This is a genomic window from Mesorhizobium sp. WSM3859 (assembly GCF_002295065.1).
GTDB lineage: Bacteria > Pseudomonadota > Alphaproteobacteria > Rhizobiales > Rhizobiaceae > Mesorhizobium.
This window is the reverse complement of record NZ_NSGG01000006.1, coordinates 277,702-292,998: the sequence shown is the minus strand read 5'-3', so window position 1 is coordinate 292,998 and position 15,297 is coordinate 277,702. Positions and strand designations below refer to the sequence as shown.

The following is a 15,297-nucleotide window of genomic DNA, read 5'->3' as shown; positions in this document are numbered from 1 at the left end:
AAAAATCTGAAATGGCAAAGACCAGCTCAGTCGAGAAGAACAACCGGCGCCGCAAACTCGCCGACCAGTACGCCGCCAAGCGCGCGGCGCTCAAGGCCATCGTCATGGATCAGTCCAAGCCGATGGAAGAGCGTTTCCGCGCCCAGTTGAAGCTTTCGGCGCTGCCGCGCAACTCGGCCAAGATCCGCATCCGTAACCGCTGCGAAGTCACGGGCCGTCCGCGCGCCTATTATCGCAAGCTGAAGCTTTCGCGTATCGCGCTTCGCGATCTGGGCAATACCGGCCAGATCCCGGGCCTGGTCAAGTCGAGCTGGTAAGGAGACACTGAGATGTCATTGAGCGATCCTCTCGGCGATATGCTGACCCGCATCCGCAACGCCTATGGCCGCAAGAAGTCGAGCGTCTCGACCCCGGCCTCGCGTCTGCGCGCCCGCGTCCTCGAAGTGCTGAAGTCGGAAGGCTATATCCGCGACTACAGCCAGACCGATTTCGAAAACGGCAAGTCGGAAATCGAGATCGAGCTGAAGTATTTCGACGGCGCTCCGGTCGTGCGCGAAATCGAGCGCGTCTCGAAGCCCGGCCGCCGCGTCTATGTCTCGGCCAAGTCGATCCCGCAGGTCGCCAACGGCCTCGGCATCGCGATCCTCTCGACGCCGAAGGGCGTCATGGCCGACCATGAAGCGCGTGAGCAGAATGTCGGCGGCGAGATCCTTTGCCAGATCTTCTAAGGGTGAATGGTCAGTGGTGAATAGTGAATGGTGAAACTGCACGGAACTTTGATCGCGCTATTCACCATTTTACCATTCACCATTCACAGCAGTTAAGGAAAGAAGGAGACAAAAATGTCTCGTATCGGAAAGAAACCCGTTTCGCTGCCGCAGGGCGTGACCGCCTCCGTCAACGGCCAGACCGTGACGGCGAAGGGCCCGAAGGGCGAGCTGAAGTTCGTGGTGAACGACGAAGTGCTGGTCAAGATGGAGAACAATGAAATCTCCGTCGAGCCGCGCGACCAGACCAAGAATGCGCGCTCCAAGTGGGGCATGTCGCGCACGCAGATCGTCAACATCCTGCAGGGCGTGAAGGACGGCTTCGAGAAGAAGCTCGAGATCACCGGCGTCGGTTACCGCGCAGCGCTGCAGGGCAAGAACCTGCAACTGGCTCTCGGCTTCAGCCACGACGTTGTCTATGAGACGCCCCAGGGCATCACGATCACCGTGCCGAAGCCGACCGAAATCACGGTCTCGGGCATCGACAAGCAGCAGGTCGGCCAGGTCGCCGCCGAGATCCGCGAATATCGCGGCCCGGAGCCGTACAAGGGCAAGGGCGTGCGCTATGCCGACGAGCGCATCGTGCGCAAGGAAGGCAAGAAGAAGTAATAGGCTTGGCCTGAACCGAAGGTCAGCGCAACAAGAAGTTGCAAACTTTTGGAAAGGCCCAGGCCAGAGAAGTGTAACGCCGCGGGGAGCCGCCGCGGGAGGCTCGGCCTACCGCACAGGGTTGCCCCCGTCTACTGAAGGCAAGGAACTGAAAATATGCCCAGCCCTAAGGAAACCATCCAGCGCCGCGCGCAGCGCGTACGCCGCCAGCTGAAGAAGGTCGCCGGCGCGCGTCCGCGGCTTTCGGTGCACCGCACCTCGAAGAACATCTACGTCCAGGTCATCGACGATGCCAACGGCCATACCCTGGCCGCCGCCTCGACGCTCGAGAAGGACCTCAAGGGTTCGCTCAAGACCGGTGCCGACACGGCGGCCGCCGCAGCGGTCGGCAAGCTGATCGCCGAGCGCGCTTCGAAGGCCGGCGTCAAGGAAGTCGTCTTCGATCGCGGCCCGTACATCTATCACGGCCGCGTCAAGGCGCTGGCCGAGGCTGCCCGCGAAGGCGGGTTGAGCTTCTAATGCATGATCCCGAAAAGTTGCAGACTTTTCGGAAAAGATCATGCAAAGGAAAAAAGTTCGCCGCCGATGACCCAAAGCTGCATCGGCAAACAGCAACCCGTGCTTCCGGAAAAGAACAAGGACTAGGATATGGCACAGGAACGTAGAGAAGGCGGCCGCGGCCGCGAGCGTGAACGCGAAGAGCGTGACGACGGCATGGTGGACAAGCTCGTCCACATCAACCGCGTCGCCAAGGTGGTGAAGGGTGGCCGTCGTTTCGGCTTTGCCGCTCTCGTCGTCGTCGGCGACCAGAAGGGCCGCGTTGGCTTCGGCCACGGCAAGGCGCGCGAAGTGCCGGAAGCCATCCGCAAGGCGACCGAATCGGCGAAGCGCGACATGATCTTCGTGCCGCTGCGTTCGGGCCGCACGCTGCATCACGACGTCGAGGGCCGCTGGGGCGCCGGACGCGTTCTGCTGCGCGCCGCCAAGCAGGGTACCGGCATCATCGCCGGCGGTCCGATGCGCGCCGTCTTCGAGACGCTCGGCATGCATGACGTGGTCGCCAAGTCGATGGGTTCGTCGAACCCCTACAACATGGTTCGGGCCACCTTCGACGCGCTGAAGAGCCAGATGCATCCGAAGGATGTGGCTGCCGCGCGCGGCATCAAGTACTCGACCCTTCAGGCCCGCCGCGGCACCGCCGTTGCGGCTGAAGAATAGTCGACACTGACCAGGGATTTCGACCATGGCCAAGAAAGCTACCAAGACCATCACCGTCGAGCAGATCGGTTCGCCGATCCGCCGGCCGAAGGAGCAGCGCGCGACGCTGGTCGGCCTCGGCCTGAACAAGATGCACAAGCGGCGCACGCTGGAAGATACCCCTTCCGTGCGCGGCATGATCGCCGCCGTCCAGCACCTCGTCCGCGTCGTGGACGAGGCCTGAACGGAAGCGCAGGAGAAGAATGATGAAACTCAACGATCTGCGTGACAAGGACGGCGCCACGCATTCCAAGAAGCGCCTCGGTCGCGGCATCGGCTCCGGCTCGGGCAAGACCGGCGGTCGCGGCGTCAAGGGCCAGAAGGCCCGTTCGGGCGTTGCCATCAACGGCTTCGAGGGTGGCCAGATGCCACTCTATCGTCGCCTGCCGAAGCGCGGCTTCAACAACCTGTTCGGCAAGAGCTTCGCGATTGTGTCGCTGGCCAAGATCCAGGCGGCGATCGACGCCAAGAAGCTCGACGCCAAGGCAGCCGTGACGGCCGAGGCCCTGGTTGCTGCCGGCGTCATCCGCCGCGCCAAGGACGGCGTGCGCGTGCTGTCCGACGGCGAGCTGAAGGCCAAGCTCTCCTTCGACGTCGCCGGCGCCTCCAAGGCCGCGATCGAGAAGATCGAGAAGGCCGGCGGTTCGGTGAAGCTGCCGGAAGCGGCCGCCGCCGAGTAACGGCGATTTGAAGCGCGGCCGAGCGGGATGACTTCGCATTTTCCCTCGAACCGCGCTTTGACCAGATGAATTGGGCGGCCGCGTCAACGCGGCCGCTTGCATGTTTAAGGTCCGGAGCTTATCTCGTGAGCTTCGGTGACACGCGCCGCCTGAGCTGGGGGCGTCGAGCGTGACACGGAAATCAATGAAAGTAGAGCAGGCTGTTGTCCGAAAACCGCTCCACACTTTTCGGCATCATGCTCTAGCGGAGAATCAGGCATGGCTTCGGCTGCTGAACAACTAGCCTCCAATCTGAATTTCGCGGCCTTCGCCAAGGCCGAGGACCTCAAGAAGCGCATCTGGTTCACCATCGGTGCGCTGCTCGTCTACCGCCTCGGCACCTACATCCCGCTTCCCGGCATCAACCCCGACGCTTTTGCCCAGGCCTTCTCCTCGCAGAGCAAGGGCGTGCTCGGCATGTTCAACATGTTCGCCGGCGGCGCCGTGCAGCGCATGGCGATCTTCGCGCTGGGCATCATGCCCTACATCTCCGCCTCCATCATCATGCAGCTGATGACCTCGGTCATCCCGTCGCTGGAAGCGCTGAAGAAGGAAGGCGAGCAGGGCCGCAAGATCATCAACCAGTACACGCGCTATGGCACCGTGCTCCTGGCGCTGATCCAGGCCTACGGCATTTCGATCGGTCTGGAAGGCGGCAACGGCATCGTCAACGATCCCGGCATGTTCTTCCGCATCTCGACCGTCGTCACGCTGGTCGGCGGCACCATGTTCCTGATGTGGCTCGGCGAGCAGATCACGGCGCGCGGCATCGGCAACGGCATATCGCTGATCATCTTCTCCGGCATCGTCGCCGGCCTGCCGCGGGCGATCTCCGGCACGCTGGAGCTCGGCCGAACAGGCGCGCTGTCGACGGGCCTCATCCTCGCGATCATCGTGCTGGCCATTGTCGTCATCGCGCTCATCGTCTTCTTCGAGCGCGCGCAGCGCCGACTGCTCATTCAGTATCCGAAGCGCCAGGTCGGCAACCGCATGTTCCAGGGCGACACCTCGCATCTGCCGCTGAAGCTCAACACCTCCGGCGTCATCCCGCCGATCTTCGCGTCGTCGCTGCTGCTTTTGCCGGCAACCGTCGCGGGCTTTTCGCAGGCGACGAACCTGCCGGCCTGGGCAAGCACCATCCTGGCCTCGCTCGGCCACGGCCAGCCGCTCTACATGATCTTCTATGCGGGCATGATCGTCTTCTTCGCCTTCTTCTACACGGCGATCGTCTTCAATCCGAAGGACACGGCCGACCAGCTCAAGAAGCATTCCGGCTTCATCCCGGGCTATCGTCCGGGCGAGCGCACAGCCGAATATATCGACTATGTTCTGACGCGTATCACCGTCATCGGCGCCATCTACCTGGTGCTGGTCTGTCTGCTGCCTGAGTTCCTGATTTCAGCGACTGGCGTACCTTTCTACCTCGGTGGCACATCGCTTCTGATCGTGGTCAGTGTCACGCTCGACACGGTGGCGCAGATTCAGGGTCACCTGATCGCGCACCAGTATGAGGGCCTGATCAAGAAGTCGAAGTTGCGTGGGGGGAAGAGGAGCAGATGAGGCTTATATTGCTTGGGCCGCCAGGGGCGGGCAAGGGGACGCAAGCACAAAGACTGGTAGAACAACACGGCATCCCACAGCTCTCGACGGGAGACATGCTGCGTGCCGCCGTCCAGGCCGGAACCGAAGTGGGCAAGCGCGCCAAGGCGGTGATGGATGCCGGCGAGCTGGTCTCGGACGCGATCGTCAACGCCATCGTCGCCGAGCGCATCGATCAGCCGGATTGCGCGAAGGGCTTCATCCTCGACGGCTATCCGCGCACGCTGGTGCAGGCGGACGCGGTCGAGGCCATGCTTGCCGAGCGCGGCATCGCGCTCGACACCGTCATCGAGCTTGTGGTGGATGACAAGGCGCTGGTCGGGCGAATCGTCAAACGCGCGGAGGATGCCAAGGCCGCCGGCCAGCCGGTGCGCAAGGACGACAACCCGGCGGTTTTCGAGGAACGCCTGCGCGAGTACTACAAGAAGACGGCGCCGCTGACCGGCTACTACTACGCCAAAGGCAAGCTCAGCACCGTCGACGGCATGGCCAGTATCGATGCGGTGACCGCGGAGATCGGCAAGGTGCTCGCGGCCGTGGCGAAGTGAGCCGGACCGGCAATTGAAGATTGCGCTTGGCGACAATTGAAGATTGCGCTTGACTGAAGTGGGTCGTTGGGGTATGGCGGCCCGTCTTCCTATCAGGCATGGACTTTGCTTGCCCTTGCGGGCAAGGCGTCCGCTTTGAACCAGGAAACTCCCGCAAGGGCCGGCCTCCACCGGACGCGGGACAACTTGAACGCCGGCCTGCCTTTTTGAAGGTTGCCCGGCCTACATGGAGAAAGAGAAGAAAATGGCTCGTATAGCCGGCGTCAACATTCCGACCAACAAGCGCGTCGTCATTGCGCTTCAGTACATTCACGGCATCGGCAAGAAGTTTGCCCAGGAGATCGTCGACAAGGTCGGCATCCCGGCGGACCGCCGCGTCAACCAGCTGACCGACGCGGAAGTGCTGCAGATCCGCGAGACGATCGACCGCGACTACCAGGTCGAAGGCGACCTGCGCCGCGAAGTCTCGATGAACATCAAGCGGCTCATGGACCTCGGCTGCTACCGCGGCCTGCGTCACCGCCGCTCGCTGCCGGTCCGCGGCCAGCGCACGCACACCAATGCGCGCACCCGCAAGGGCCCGGCCAAGGCGATCGCCGGTAAGAAGAAGTAATTGAGCGAATAGCGAGTAGTCATTAGCGAGTAGGGCTCTATTCGCTACTCACTATTCCCTACTCGCTTCCCAAGGTGGAGCCGCTGGCATTACGGCGGTGTAGAGATCAACTGAAAGGACTACCATGGCCAAGGAAGCCGCTCGTGTTCGCCGTCGCGAACGCAAGAACATCTCGTCGGGCGTTGCCCACGTCAATTCGACCTTCAACAACACCATGATCACCATCACCGACGCGCAGGGCAATTCGATTGCCTGGTCGTCGGCCGGTGCGCAAGGGTTCAAGGGTTCGCGCAAGTCGACCCCGTTCGCCGCCCAGATGGCTGCCGAGGACGTCGCCAAGAAGGCGCAGGAACACGGCATGCGCATGCTCGAGGTCGAGGTCTGCGGCCCCGGCTCCGGCCGTGAATCGGCCCTTCGCGCCCTGCAGGCGGCCGGCTTCACCATCACCTCGATCCGCGACGTGACGCCGATCCCGCACAATGGCTGCCGTCCGCGCAAGAAGCGCCGCGTCTGATTTTTAAGCGCCGCGCGAACGCCACGGCGTTCCTCCGCGGTTTTCCGTGTCGCCCGCCACGATTGGATGGTGGCGGGGCAAAGGAAGGAAAACATTTATGATCCAGAAAAACTGGCAGGAACTGATCAAGCCGAACAAGATCGAGTTCTCGTCGAAGAAGAAGACGCTGACCACGCTGGTGGCCGAGCCGCTCGAACGCGGCTTCGGCCTGACGCTTGGCAACGCGCTGCGGCGCGTACTTCTGTCTTCGCTGCGCGGCGCGGCCGTCACCGCCGTGCAGATCGACGGCGTGCTGCATGAATTCTCGTCCATCGCCGGCGTGCGCGAGGACGTGACTGACATCGTGCTCAACATCAAGGAAATCGCCATCCGCATGGAAGGCGATGGTCCCAAGCGCATGGTCGTTCGCAAGCAGGGCCCGGGCGCCGTGCTCGCCGGCGACATCCAGACCGTCGGCGACGTGGAAATCCTCAACCCCGACCACGTCATCTGCACGCTGGACGAGGGCGCCGAGATCCGCATGGAGTTCACCGTCGACACCGGCAAGGGCTATGTGCCGGCCGAGCGCAACCGCGCAGAGGACGCGCCGATTGGCCTGATCCCGGTCGACTCGCTCTACTCGCCGGTCAAGAAGGTCTCCTACAAGGTCGAGAACACCCGCGAGGGCCAGGTGCTCGACTATGACAAGCTGACCATGACCATCGAGACCAACGGCTCGATCTCGGGCGAGGACGCGGTCGCTTTCGCCGCCCGCATCCTGCAGGACCAGCTCGCGCTGTTCGTCAACTTCGACGAGCCGCAGAAGGAAGTCGCGACCGAAGCCGTCACCGAGCTCGCCTTCAACCCGGCGCTGCTCAAGAAGGTCGACGAGCTCGAACTTTCGGTGCGTTCGGCCAACTGCCTGAAGAACGACAACATCGTCTATATCGGCGACCTGATCCAGAAGACCGAAGCCGAGATGCTGCGCACCCCGAACTTCGGCCGCAAGTCGCTGAACGAGATCAAGGAAGTGCTGGCGGCCATGGGCCTCCATCTCGGCATGGAAGTGCCGGACTGGCCGCCGGAAAACATCGAAGACCTCGCCAAGCGTTACGAAGACCAATATTGAGCATGAATTCCAAGGATCGGCGGCGTGAGCCGCTCGATCCGACGGTCATGCGGAAAACCATCAGAGGCCGTGGCCTCTTGAACAACTGAAGAAGGAAAAGAGCCATGCGCCACGGTTTCAAAGGCCGTCGTTTCGCCCGCAGCATCAGCCATCGCAAGTCGATGTTCGCCAACCTCGCCGTGTCTCTGATCGAGCACGAGCAGATCGTCACCACCCTGCCGAAGGCGAAGGACCTGCGTCCGATCGTCGAGAAGCTCGTCACGCTCGGCAAGCGCGGCGACCTGCACGCCCGCCGCCAGGTGATCGCGCAGATCGGCAATGAAGGTGTCGTCAAGCGCCTCTTCGAGACCATCGCTCCGCGCTACGCCACCCGCAACGGCGGCTACCTGCGCATCATGAAGGCAGGCTTCCGCAAGGGCGACAAGGCTGCCATGGCGGTCATCGAATTCGTCGACCGCGACACCTCGGCCAAGGGCGCAGCCGACCGCGCCCGCCTCGAGGCAGAGGGCGCTAATGAGGAAGCCGCGGCCGCCTGAGGCCTGCGTTTTTCCTCAATGACTTCAAGGGGCCTTCGGGCCCCTTTTTGCGTTTGGAGCAGGTTGAGTCGAGTGAGCGGATATTTCACGTCCAGGCTCAAGCTTTTGCGCGACAAGTGTCGCATTTGTGCATTAGCCTTTCATTCTGCACAATCGTCAGGACAATGGCGCCCGATCTGGAGGGATTCGAAAAATGCACCTCAAACGACTGTTTCTTGTTGCCGCGCTGGCCGTCTTCGTCGCGGCACCGGCCGCAAGACAGGCTTTTGCCGAGGACGCCGCGAAGCCGGCCGATCCGGGCCTCTCCGATGTGCTGACCGATCTCTTGCATGGCGTCGAAGGCGAGAACGGCACGTCCGGGCCCGACAAGCGTGTGCCGTTCGGCCGCGAGGAGGTGCAGCTTTCCTTCGCGCCGCTGGTCAAGCAGACGGCGCCTGCCGTCGTCAATGTCTACGCCTCGCAGACCGCCAAGGTGACGTCACCTTTCGAAGGCGATCCCTTCTTCGAGGAGTTCTTCGGCCGCGCCCAGCCGCGCGCGCAGTCCTCGCTGGGCTCCGGCGTGCTGGTCGATCCAAGCGGCGTCATCGTCACCAACTATCACGTCATCAAGGACGCCGACGAGGTGAAGGTCGCGACCGCCGACGGGCGCGAATTCACCTCGAAGGTCATGCTCAAGGACGAGACGCTCGATCTCGCCGTGCTCAAGATTTCGGCCGACAAGCCGTTCCCGGTGATCGCCATCGGCGATTCCGACGCGCTGGAGGTCGGTGATCTCGTGCTGGCCATCGGCAATCCGTTCGGTGTCGGCCAGACCACCACCAGCGGCATTGTCTCGGCGCTCGCCCGCAGCCATATCGGCGTTTCGGATTCGGGCTACTTCATCCAGACCGACGCCGCCATCAACCCCGGCAATTCCGGCGGCGCGCTGATCAACATGGGCGGCCAGCTGGTCGGCATCAACACGGCGATCTATAGCCGCAGCGGCGGCTCGATCGGCATCGGCTTCGCCATTCCCGCGAACATGGTGCGCGCCTTCGCCGACGCCGCCAAGGCCGGGCTCGACTTCTTCGAGCGGCCCTATATCGGCGCGGAATTCGAACTGGTGACGCCGCAGATCGCCGAATCGCTCGGCATGGAAAAGCCGACCGGCGCATTGGTTTCATCGGTCGAAGGCTCCGGCCCCGCCGGCAAGGCCGGCCTGAAGCCCGGCGACGTCATCCTGTCGCTCAACAACACGCCGGTCGAAAGCATCGAGGCGCTCGACTATCGCATGGCGACGCTGTCGATCGGCACCAAGGCGACCTTCGTCGTGCTGAGCAAGGGCCAGCAGGCGACGCTGGAAATCCCGCTGGAGCGCGCGCCGGAAGGCGCCAAGCCCAGCGAGGTGACCTTGCGCGGCCGCAGTCCCTTCGCCGGCGCCAAGGTCGCGGAGCTGTCGCCCAGGCTTGCCCAGCGGCTTGGCCTTCGCACCGATCTCAAGGGCGTCACCGTTATCGATATCAGCCGCGATTCGCCGGCCGCCGATTTCGGCTTCCAGCCTGGCGATATCGTGCGCGAGGTGAACGGCACCAGCATCGACACCGCGGCGACGCTGGCGCAAATTGCCCAGCAGGACACGCGCTGGTGGCGCTTTACCGTCGAGCGCGGCGGGCAGATACTGCGCCAGGTGTTGCGTTATTGAGGCGGTCTGCCCATTTAGAGCATGATCCCGAACCGAAGGTCCGCTTGGCAGAAAGCGGGAACCGGTGTTCGGACAAGATCATGCTCTCAAAGGAGCGGGATCGCGTTTCAACCAAAAGACTTGCATGGCCGATCTGTTCAGTTCCGATGAGCCGGAGAAAGCGCCGCCCGGGCGGCCGCTGGCCGATCGGCTGCGCCCCAAAAATCTCGGCGAGGTCGTCGGCCAGGAGCACCTGACCGGTCCGGACGGCGCGCTGACCAGGCTGATCGATTCCGGCTCGCTCGGCTCGATGATCTTCTGGGGTCCGCCTGGTACTGGCAAGACGACGGTGGCGCGGCTGCTCGCCGGCGAGACCAACCTTGCCTTCGAGCAGATCTCGGCAGTGTTTTCCGGCGTCGCCGACCTCAAGAAGGTCTTCGAGGCGGCGAAGCTCAGGCGCGCCAACGGCCGCCAGACGCTGCTCTTCGTCGACGAGATCCATCGTTTTAACCGCGCCCAGCAGGACGGGTTTTTGCCGGTGATGGAAGACGGCACCGTGGTGCTCGTCGGCGCCACCACGGAGAACCCGTCCTTCGAGCTGAACGCGGCGCTTCTGTCGCGAGCGCGCGTGCTGGTGTTCCGTTCGCTGAGCGAGGAAAGCATCGCCAAGCTTCTGGCGCGAGCGGAAGAAACCGAGGGCAGGGCGCTGCCGCTCGACGATGAGGCGCGCGCTATGCTCATCCGCATGGCGGACGGCGACGGCCGCGCCTCGCTGACGCTGGCCGAGGAAGTCTGGCGCGCCGCCAAGAAAGGCGAAGTCTTCGGTCCTGAAGGCCTGCAGCGCGTTATCCAGCGCCGCGCGCCAATCTATGACAAGGGCCAGGACGGCCATTACAACCTGATCTCGGCGCTGCATAAGTCGGTGCGGGGCTCCGATCCGGACGCGGCGCTCTACTATCTTGCCCGCATGTTCGACGCCGGCGAGGATCCGCTTTATCTCGGCCGCCGGTTGGTGCGCATGGCGGTGGAGGATATCGGGCTCGCCGATCCGCAGGCGCTAGTCGTCGCCAATGCGGCCAAGGACGCCTATGACTATCTTGGTTCGCCCGAGGGCGAGCTCGCCTTCGCTCAAGCCACCGTCTATCTCGCCACCGCGCCGAAATCGAACGCTGTCTACACCGCCTTCAAGGCTGCGACCGCGGCGGCCAAGGAGTTCGGCTCGCTGCTGCCGCCCAAGCACATCCTCAATGCGCCGACCAAGCTGATGAAGCAGGAGGACTACGGCGCCGGGTATCGTTACGACCACGACGAGCCGGACGCGTTTTCAGGCCAGGACTATTTTCCGGAGAAGATGGGCCGGCACACTTTCTACGATCCGCCGGAACGCGGGTTCGAGCGCGACATCCGCAAGCGGCTGGAATATTGGGCGAAGCTGCGCAGCGAACGGAACGGCTGAACTGCGCTGCCCGGCGGTCGGCTCGCTCGGAACCTGTCGGCTGAGCGTTGAATGGAGTTGTAATGTTTATGTTGGCCGGCTGACGGGTCCGCGCGACGGCATTGTGCCGGGAAACAAAAAACCTTATCAAGGCGCACGGCTGACGGGGGTTGCCGTGATTTTGTCCATGGAACAGGATCGCGCCTCCCGCGCGAAAGGCAATGAAAAAGAAAACTGTCAAGTCGCTCCGCAAGGTCGCCATCGCGGTCGTGGTTCTCGCGCTCGCCCTTTATTTTGTTCCGATACTGACCGCGCTCTGGGTCGTCTGCGGCCTGATCGACGTCATGCGCAACGACCAGAAGGACTGGAAGCTTTTCGACCGCTACTTTCTCGGCAACGGCCTGTTCACCTGGCTGCTGTCGCCGCTCAACCTGATTGTCGACCTTCTCTGCTACCGCAACCCCGGCGTCTGGAAGCCCGAGCAGTTCCCTGAGGACTATCAGCGCGAGATCAACGAGGTCCTGGGCGTCTTCAAGGCCCGCAAGGACGAGATCATCGCCGACATCGACGCCAATTTCGGCGCCGGCCGGCGCGGCATGTACGTCTATCAGTGGTACGGCAAGCACAAGATCGACAACGTTCCCGAATTCAACAAGGACTACAAATACATCAAGACGATCGCCGTATCCGTTTTCAGCAAGCGCGAATCCACGTCCTGGCACTTCGGTCCGCTGCGGCTCAGCCTGCGCATCCTCTACAATCTGATCCCGGTGCAGGCGGAGATTTTCGTGCAGTGCGGCAGCAAGAAGAACTACTGGTACGACAATCCCTTGTTTATCTTCGACGACACGCTGTTCCACCGCTCGGTCAACGAATATGACGGCCGCCGCTACTGCGTCTTCGTCGACATAATCCGCCCGTCTCCGTTCCCAAAACTGATCGCGCGCCTTCTCTCAGTCGTCTCGGTCAGCGTGGAGCGCATCAATTCCGTCTTCTACAAGAACTGGAAGATGATCGGCTCGTCCAAGCCGAAGGCCACCGCCAACTGATCGCGGCAAACTCTGGGGTTCCCGCCCGTTAAACCAACGTCCTATGGCGCCGACGCGCCGCGGCCTTTAGAACTCCAGAGCAATTCCAGGCGATGCATAGCGATTTTCTGCGTGGATTTGCTTGAAATGAAATACCTGTGCGGTCGGCAATTGTATCCAAGGCCGAACCGCTTTGGATTGTCGGCTATGTTCTTGCGGGCAGGGCGACGGAGCGGAGGGAGGTTCCGCTCACCGGGAGGATAGGGTTGATCGGACGGCAAACCGCCGTGCACGCGGATTTGGTCCAGGCTTCGATCGCAAAGAGCGACGCGGCCCATTCGGCATTGGTGGCCTCATGGCGGCGCTCCCTGCAATTGCACCATCTCGATCCGGCCGAGCGCAAGGCGCCCAAGCGGCTGACCGAAGGTGAGTTGAGAGAAGCCCGGCAGCGCATGGAGCGAATGATCCGCGCCGCCGAGACGAGCCTCAACCGGCTCTATCAGGCAGTCGGCGGTGTGGGTTGCTGCGTGATGCTGGCCCATCACGACGGCATCCCGGTCGAGCGCCGGGGCGCGGTCGCGGACGACGAGACCTTCGACGAATGGGGCCTGTGGACCGGCACGGTCTGGAGCGAAGACAGTGAAGGCACCAACGGCATCGGCACCTGCCTTGCCGAGCAGCGGGCGCTGACCATCCATCGCGACCAGCATTTCTTTTCGCGCAACACGCTCATGAGCTGCACCACGGCTCCCGTCTTTGACCATGAAGGCAACCTGGCGGCCGCGCTCGACGTATCGTCCTGCCGCTCTGACCTCACGGAAGGTTTCGTCCAGCTTATCTCGGTGGCGGTGGGCGACGCCGCGCGCCGTATCGAGGCCGAGAATTTCCGTATGGTCTATTCCAATGCCCGCATCCTGCTTGCACCGGTTGCCGAGCGCAGCGCCGGCGCGCTGATCGCGGTCGATGCCGACGACCTTGTGATCGGCGCGACACGCTCGGCGCGGCTTGCTCATGGCATTACGTCGGAAGGCCTGGCCAGGGGCCTGCTCGCCGCGGACATCCTTGGGGACGCGGCCAAGGCCCGGGAGGATCTCGACGATGCCGAGCGCAGCGTGCTGCAGCGCGCCATGGCGCGCACCGGCGGCAATGTCTCGGCAGCGGCGCAGAGCCTCGGCATCTCGCGCGCGACGCTGCATCGCAAGCTCGCCCGTTTCAGCATCCGCCGGCCGCACTGATTTACGCAACCTGACCTGTCGCAGTTCTGCGACACTCGGCAGCTACGATCCGTTCTCCTGGGGATGACACGCTAAAGAGCATCCGCAAGTGTCTCCAGCGACGCGCCACATTCCGTGACGCCGTTTTGCTGGGAGGCAGACAATGAACAAGGTTGAGTTCTCACGCACGGCCAAGGTCCCCTTCGCCAAGCGCTATGACAACTTCATCGGCGGCCGCTGGGTCGCCCCGCATGCCGGAAAATACTTCGACAACATCTCGCCGGTGACCGGCCGGCCGCTTTGCAAGATCGCAAGGTCCGACGCGCAGGACGTCGAAGCCGCGCTCGATGCCGCGCATAAGGCGAAGGACGCCTGGGGCAAGACCAGCCCGGCGGCCCGCGCCTTGATCCTCAATCGCATTGCCGACCGCATGGAAGACAATCTCGACCTGCTGGCGCTGGCCGAGACCTGGGACAACGGCAAGCCGATCCGCGAGACGACGGCGGCGGACCTGCCTCTGGCCATCGACCACTTCCGCTATTTCGCCGGCGTCCTTCGCAGCCAGGAGGGCAGCCTTTCCGAGATCGACCACGACACGGTCGCCTATCATTTCCATGAGCCGCTGGGTGTCGTCGGCCAGATCATCCCTTGGAACTTCCCGTTGCTGATGGCCTGCTGGAAGCTCGCGCCCGCGCTCGCCGCCGGCAATTGCGTGGTGCTGAAGCCGGCGGAGCAGACGCCCGCCACCATCATGCTGTGGGCCGACCTTATCGGCGACCTTTTGCCGGAAGGCGTGCTCAACATCGTCAACGGCTTCGGCCTTGAGGCCGGCAAGCCGCTGGCATCGTCCAACCGCATCGCCAAAATCGCTTTCACCGGCGAGACGACGACCGGCCGCCTGATCATGCAGTATGCCTCGCAGAACCTCATCCCGGTGACGCTGGAACTCGGCGGCAAGTCGCCCAACATCTTCTTCCAGGACGTCGTTGCCGAGGACGACGACTTCTTCGACAAGGCGATCGAGGGCTTCGTCATGTTCGCGCTCAACCAGGGCGAGGTCTGCACGTGCCCGAGCCGCGCGCTCGTGCATGAGAAGATCTACGACAAGTTCATGGAGAGCGCGCTGAAGCGCGTCGAGGCGATCGTGCAGGGCGATCCGCTCGATCCGGCGACCATGATCGGGGCGCAAGCTTCGAGCGAGCAGTTGGAAAAGATTCTTTCCTACTTCGACATAGGTCGCCAGGAAGGAGCCCAGGTGCTGACCGGCGGCGAGCAGAACCACCTGCCGGGCGACCTTGCCGGCGGCTACTACGTGAAGCCGACCGTCTTCAAAGGTCACAACAAGATGCGCATCTTCCAGGAAGAGATCTTCGGGCCGGTGGTGTCGGTGACGACCTTCAAGGACGATGACGAGGCGTTGTCGATCGCCAACGACACGCTCTACGGCCTCGGCGCCGGCATCTGGAGCCGCGACGCGAACCGCTGCTACCGCTTCGGCCGCGCCATCCAGGCGGGCCGCGTCTGGACCAACTGCTATCACGCCTATCCGGCGCATGCCGCTTTCGGCGGCTACAAGCAGTCCGGCATCGGTCGCGAGACGCACAAGATGATGCTCGACCACTACCAGCAGACCAAGAACATGCTGGTCAGCTACAGCCCGAAGAAGCTCGGCTTCTTCTGATCCTCCCGG

The 15,297-nt window shown here is 63.1% G+C and carries 18 protein-coding genes; all 18 read left to right on the top strand.

The genetic code is table 11. From position 1 onward, the window contains the following. Window positions 1-11: 11 nt before the first annotated feature. The 18 genes from rpsN (at window position 12) to adh (ending at window position 15,288) form a co-directional block, all read left to right on the top strand. Entirely contained in the window at window positions 12-317 is a 306-nt protein-coding gene (rpsN, locus tag CK230_RS16100; RefSeq protein ID WP_095818136.1) for a 30S ribosomal protein S14, read from the top strand. A gap of 12 nt (window positions 318-329) precedes the next feature. Continuing rightward, complete coding sequence (gene rpsH, locus CK230_RS16095; protein ID WP_042642201.1) at window positions 330-728, top strand: 30S ribosomal protein S8; 399 nt, start codon at window positions 330-332, stop codon at window positions 726-728. A gap of 114 nt (window positions 729-842) precedes the next feature. Continuing rightward, a complete protein-coding gene (gene rplF, locus CK230_RS16090; protein WP_095818135.1) occupies window positions 843-1,376 on the top strand; it encodes a 50S ribosomal protein L6 in 534 nt (177 codons plus the stop codon). 156 nt (window positions 1,377-1,532) lie between these two features. Then, on the top strand, window positions 1,533-1,895 hold the full coding sequence (gene rplR / locus CK230_RS16085; protein WP_095818134.1) for a 50S ribosomal protein L18: 363 nt from the start codon (window positions 1,533-1,535) through the stop codon (window positions 1,893-1,895). Between the two features lie 129 nt (window positions 1,896-2,024). Then, on the top strand, window positions 2,025-2,594 hold the full coding sequence (gene rpsE / locus CK230_RS16080; RefSeq protein WP_027046810.1) for a 30S ribosomal protein S5: 570 nt from the start codon (window positions 2,025-2,027) through the stop codon (window positions 2,592-2,594). A gap of 25 nt (window positions 2,595-2,619) precedes the next feature. Further along, complete coding sequence (gene rpmD / locus CK230_RS16075) at window positions 2,620-2,817, top strand: 50S ribosomal protein L30 (RefSeq protein WP_027170355.1); 198 nt, start codon at window positions 2,620-2,622, stop codon at window positions 2,815-2,817. 22 nt (window positions 2,818-2,839) lie between these two features. Next, complete coding sequence (rplO, locus tag CK230_RS16070) at window positions 2,840-3,313, top strand: 50S ribosomal protein L15 (protein WP_095818175.1); 474 nt, start codon at window positions 2,840-2,842, stop codon at window positions 3,311-3,313. Window positions 3,314-3,571: 258 nt separating this feature from the next. Beyond that, window positions 3,572-4,912 carry a preprotein translocase subunit SecY gene (secY, locus tag CK230_RS16065; protein WP_095818133.1) on the top strand — a complete coding sequence of 447 codons (1,341 nt, stop codon included), beginning with the start codon at window positions 3,572-3,574 and terminating at the stop codon, window positions 4,910-4,912. Further along, window positions 4,909-5,499, top strand: coding sequence for an adenylate kinase (locus CK230_RS16060; RefSeq protein WP_095818132.1), 591 nt, complete (start codon window positions 4,909-4,911; stop codon window positions 5,497-5,499). Before secY ends, CK230_RS16060 begins: the two co-directional genes overlap by 4 nt. Window positions 5,500-5,743: 244 nt before the next feature. Further along, window positions 5,744-6,112, top strand: a complete 369-nt coding sequence (gene rpsM, locus CK230_RS16055) for a 30S ribosomal protein S13 (protein WP_027170351.1) — start codon at window positions 5,744-5,746, stop codon at window positions 6,110-6,112. A 124-nt stretch (window positions 6,113-6,236) separates the two neighbouring features. Further along, on the top strand, window positions 6,237-6,626 hold the full coding sequence (gene rpsK, locus CK230_RS16050; protein WP_006205444.1) for a 30S ribosomal protein S11: 390 nt from the start codon (window positions 6,237-6,239) through the stop codon (window positions 6,624-6,626). A 97-nt stretch (window positions 6,627-6,723) separates the two neighbouring features. Then, a complete protein-coding gene (locus CK230_RS16045; RefSeq protein WP_040994640.1) occupies window positions 6,724-7,734 on the top strand; it encodes a DNA-directed RNA polymerase subunit alpha in 1,011 nt (336 codons plus the stop codon). A gap of 104 nt (window positions 7,735-7,838) precedes the next feature. Continuing rightward, on the top strand, window positions 7,839-8,270 hold the full coding sequence (gene rplQ, locus CK230_RS16040) for a 50S ribosomal protein L17 (RefSeq protein WP_095818131.1): 432 nt from the start codon (window positions 7,839-7,841) through the stop codon (window positions 8,268-8,270). A gap of 193 nt (window positions 8,271-8,463) precedes the next feature. After that, window positions 8,464-9,951 (top strand): DegQ family serine endoprotease, encoded by a 1,488-nt coding sequence (locus tag CK230_RS16035; RefSeq protein ID WP_095818130.1) that lies wholly within the window; start codon window positions 8,464-8,466, stop codon window positions 9,949-9,951. 124 nt (window positions 9,952-10,075) lie between these two features. Then, complete coding sequence (locus tag CK230_RS16030; RefSeq protein WP_095818129.1) at window positions 10,076-11,386, top strand: replication-associated recombination protein A; 1,311 nt, start codon at window positions 10,076-10,078, stop codon at window positions 11,384-11,386. Window positions 11,387-11,586: 200 nt separating this feature from the next. Continuing rightward, window positions 11,587-12,414 carry an aspartyl/asparaginyl beta-hydroxylase domain-containing protein gene (locus CK230_RS16025; RefSeq protein ID WP_095818128.1) on the top strand — a complete coding sequence of 276 codons (828 nt, stop codon included), beginning with the start codon at window positions 11,587-11,589 and terminating at the stop codon, window positions 12,412-12,414. A gap of 245 nt (window positions 12,415-12,659) precedes the next feature. Continuing rightward, on the top strand, window positions 12,660-13,628 hold the full coding sequence (locus CK230_RS16020) for a helix-turn-helix domain-containing protein (protein WP_095818127.1): 969 nt from the start codon (window positions 12,660-12,662) through the stop codon (window positions 13,626-13,628). A 142-nt stretch (window positions 13,629-13,770) separates the two neighbouring features. Continuing rightward, window positions 13,771-15,288 (top strand): aldehyde dehydrogenase, encoded by a 1,518-nt coding sequence (gene adh, locus CK230_RS16015; RefSeq protein ID WP_095818126.1) that lies wholly within the window; start codon window positions 13,771-13,773, stop codon window positions 15,286-15,288. Window positions 15,289-15,297: the final 9 nt, after the last annotated feature.

Coding starts and splice junctions, on each gene's coding strand:
- rplO (WP_095818175.1), top strand. CDS start 2,840: ATGAAACTCAACGATCTGCGTGACAAGGACGGCGCCACGCATTCCAAG.
- adh (WP_095818126.1), top strand. CDS start 13,771: ATGAACAAGGTTGAGTTCTCACGCACGGCCAAGGTCCCCTTCGCCAAG.
- rplQ (WP_095818131.1), top strand. CDS start 7,839: ATGCGCCACGGTTTCAAAGGCCGTCGTTTCGCCCGCAGCATCAGCCAT.
- rpsH (WP_042642201.1), top strand. CDS start 330: ATGTCATTGAGCGATCCTCTCGGCGATATGCTGACCCGCATCCGCAAC.
- CK230_RS16035 (WP_095818130.1), top strand. CDS start 8,464: ATGCACCTCAAACGACTGTTTCTTGTTGCCGCGCTGGCCGTCTTCGTC.
- rpsE (WP_027046810.1), top strand. CDS start 2,025: ATGGCACAGGAACGTAGAGAAGGCGGCCGCGGCCGCGAGCGTGAACGC.
- rplR (WP_095818134.1), top strand. CDS start 1,533: ATGCCCAGCCCTAAGGAAACCATCCAGCGCCGCGCGCAGCGCGTACGC.
- rpsN (WP_095818136.1), top strand. CDS start 12: ATGGCAAAGACCAGCTCAGTCGAGAAGAACAACCGGCGCCGCAAACTC.
- CK230_RS16025 (WP_095818128.1), top strand. CDS start 11,587: ATGAAAAAGAAAACTGTCAAGTCGCTCCGCAAGGTCGCCATCGCGGTC.
- CK230_RS16030 (WP_095818129.1), top strand. CDS start 10,076: ATGGCCGATCTGTTCAGTTCCGATGAGCCGGAGAAAGCGCCGCCCGGG.
- CK230_RS16045 (WP_040994640.1), top strand. CDS start 6,724: ATGATCCAGAAAAACTGGCAGGAACTGATCAAGCCGAACAAGATCGAG.
- rpsK (WP_006205444.1), top strand. CDS start 6,237: ATGGCCAAGGAAGCCGCTCGTGTTCGCCGTCGCGAACGCAAGAACATC.
- CK230_RS16060 (WP_095818132.1), top strand. CDS start 4,909: ATGAGGCTTATATTGCTTGGGCCGCCAGGGGCGGGCAAGGGGACGCAA.
- rpsM (WP_027170351.1), top strand. CDS start 5,744: ATGGCTCGTATAGCCGGCGTCAACATTCCGACCAACAAGCGCGTCGTC.
- rplF (WP_095818135.1), top strand. CDS start 843: ATGTCTCGTATCGGAAAGAAACCCGTTTCGCTGCCGCAGGGCGTGACC.
- rpmD (WP_027170355.1), top strand. CDS start 2,620: ATGGCCAAGAAAGCTACCAAGACCATCACCGTCGAGCAGATCGGTTCG.
- secY (WP_095818133.1), top strand. CDS start 3,572: ATGGCTTCGGCTGCTGAACAACTAGCCTCCAATCTGAATTTCGCGGCC.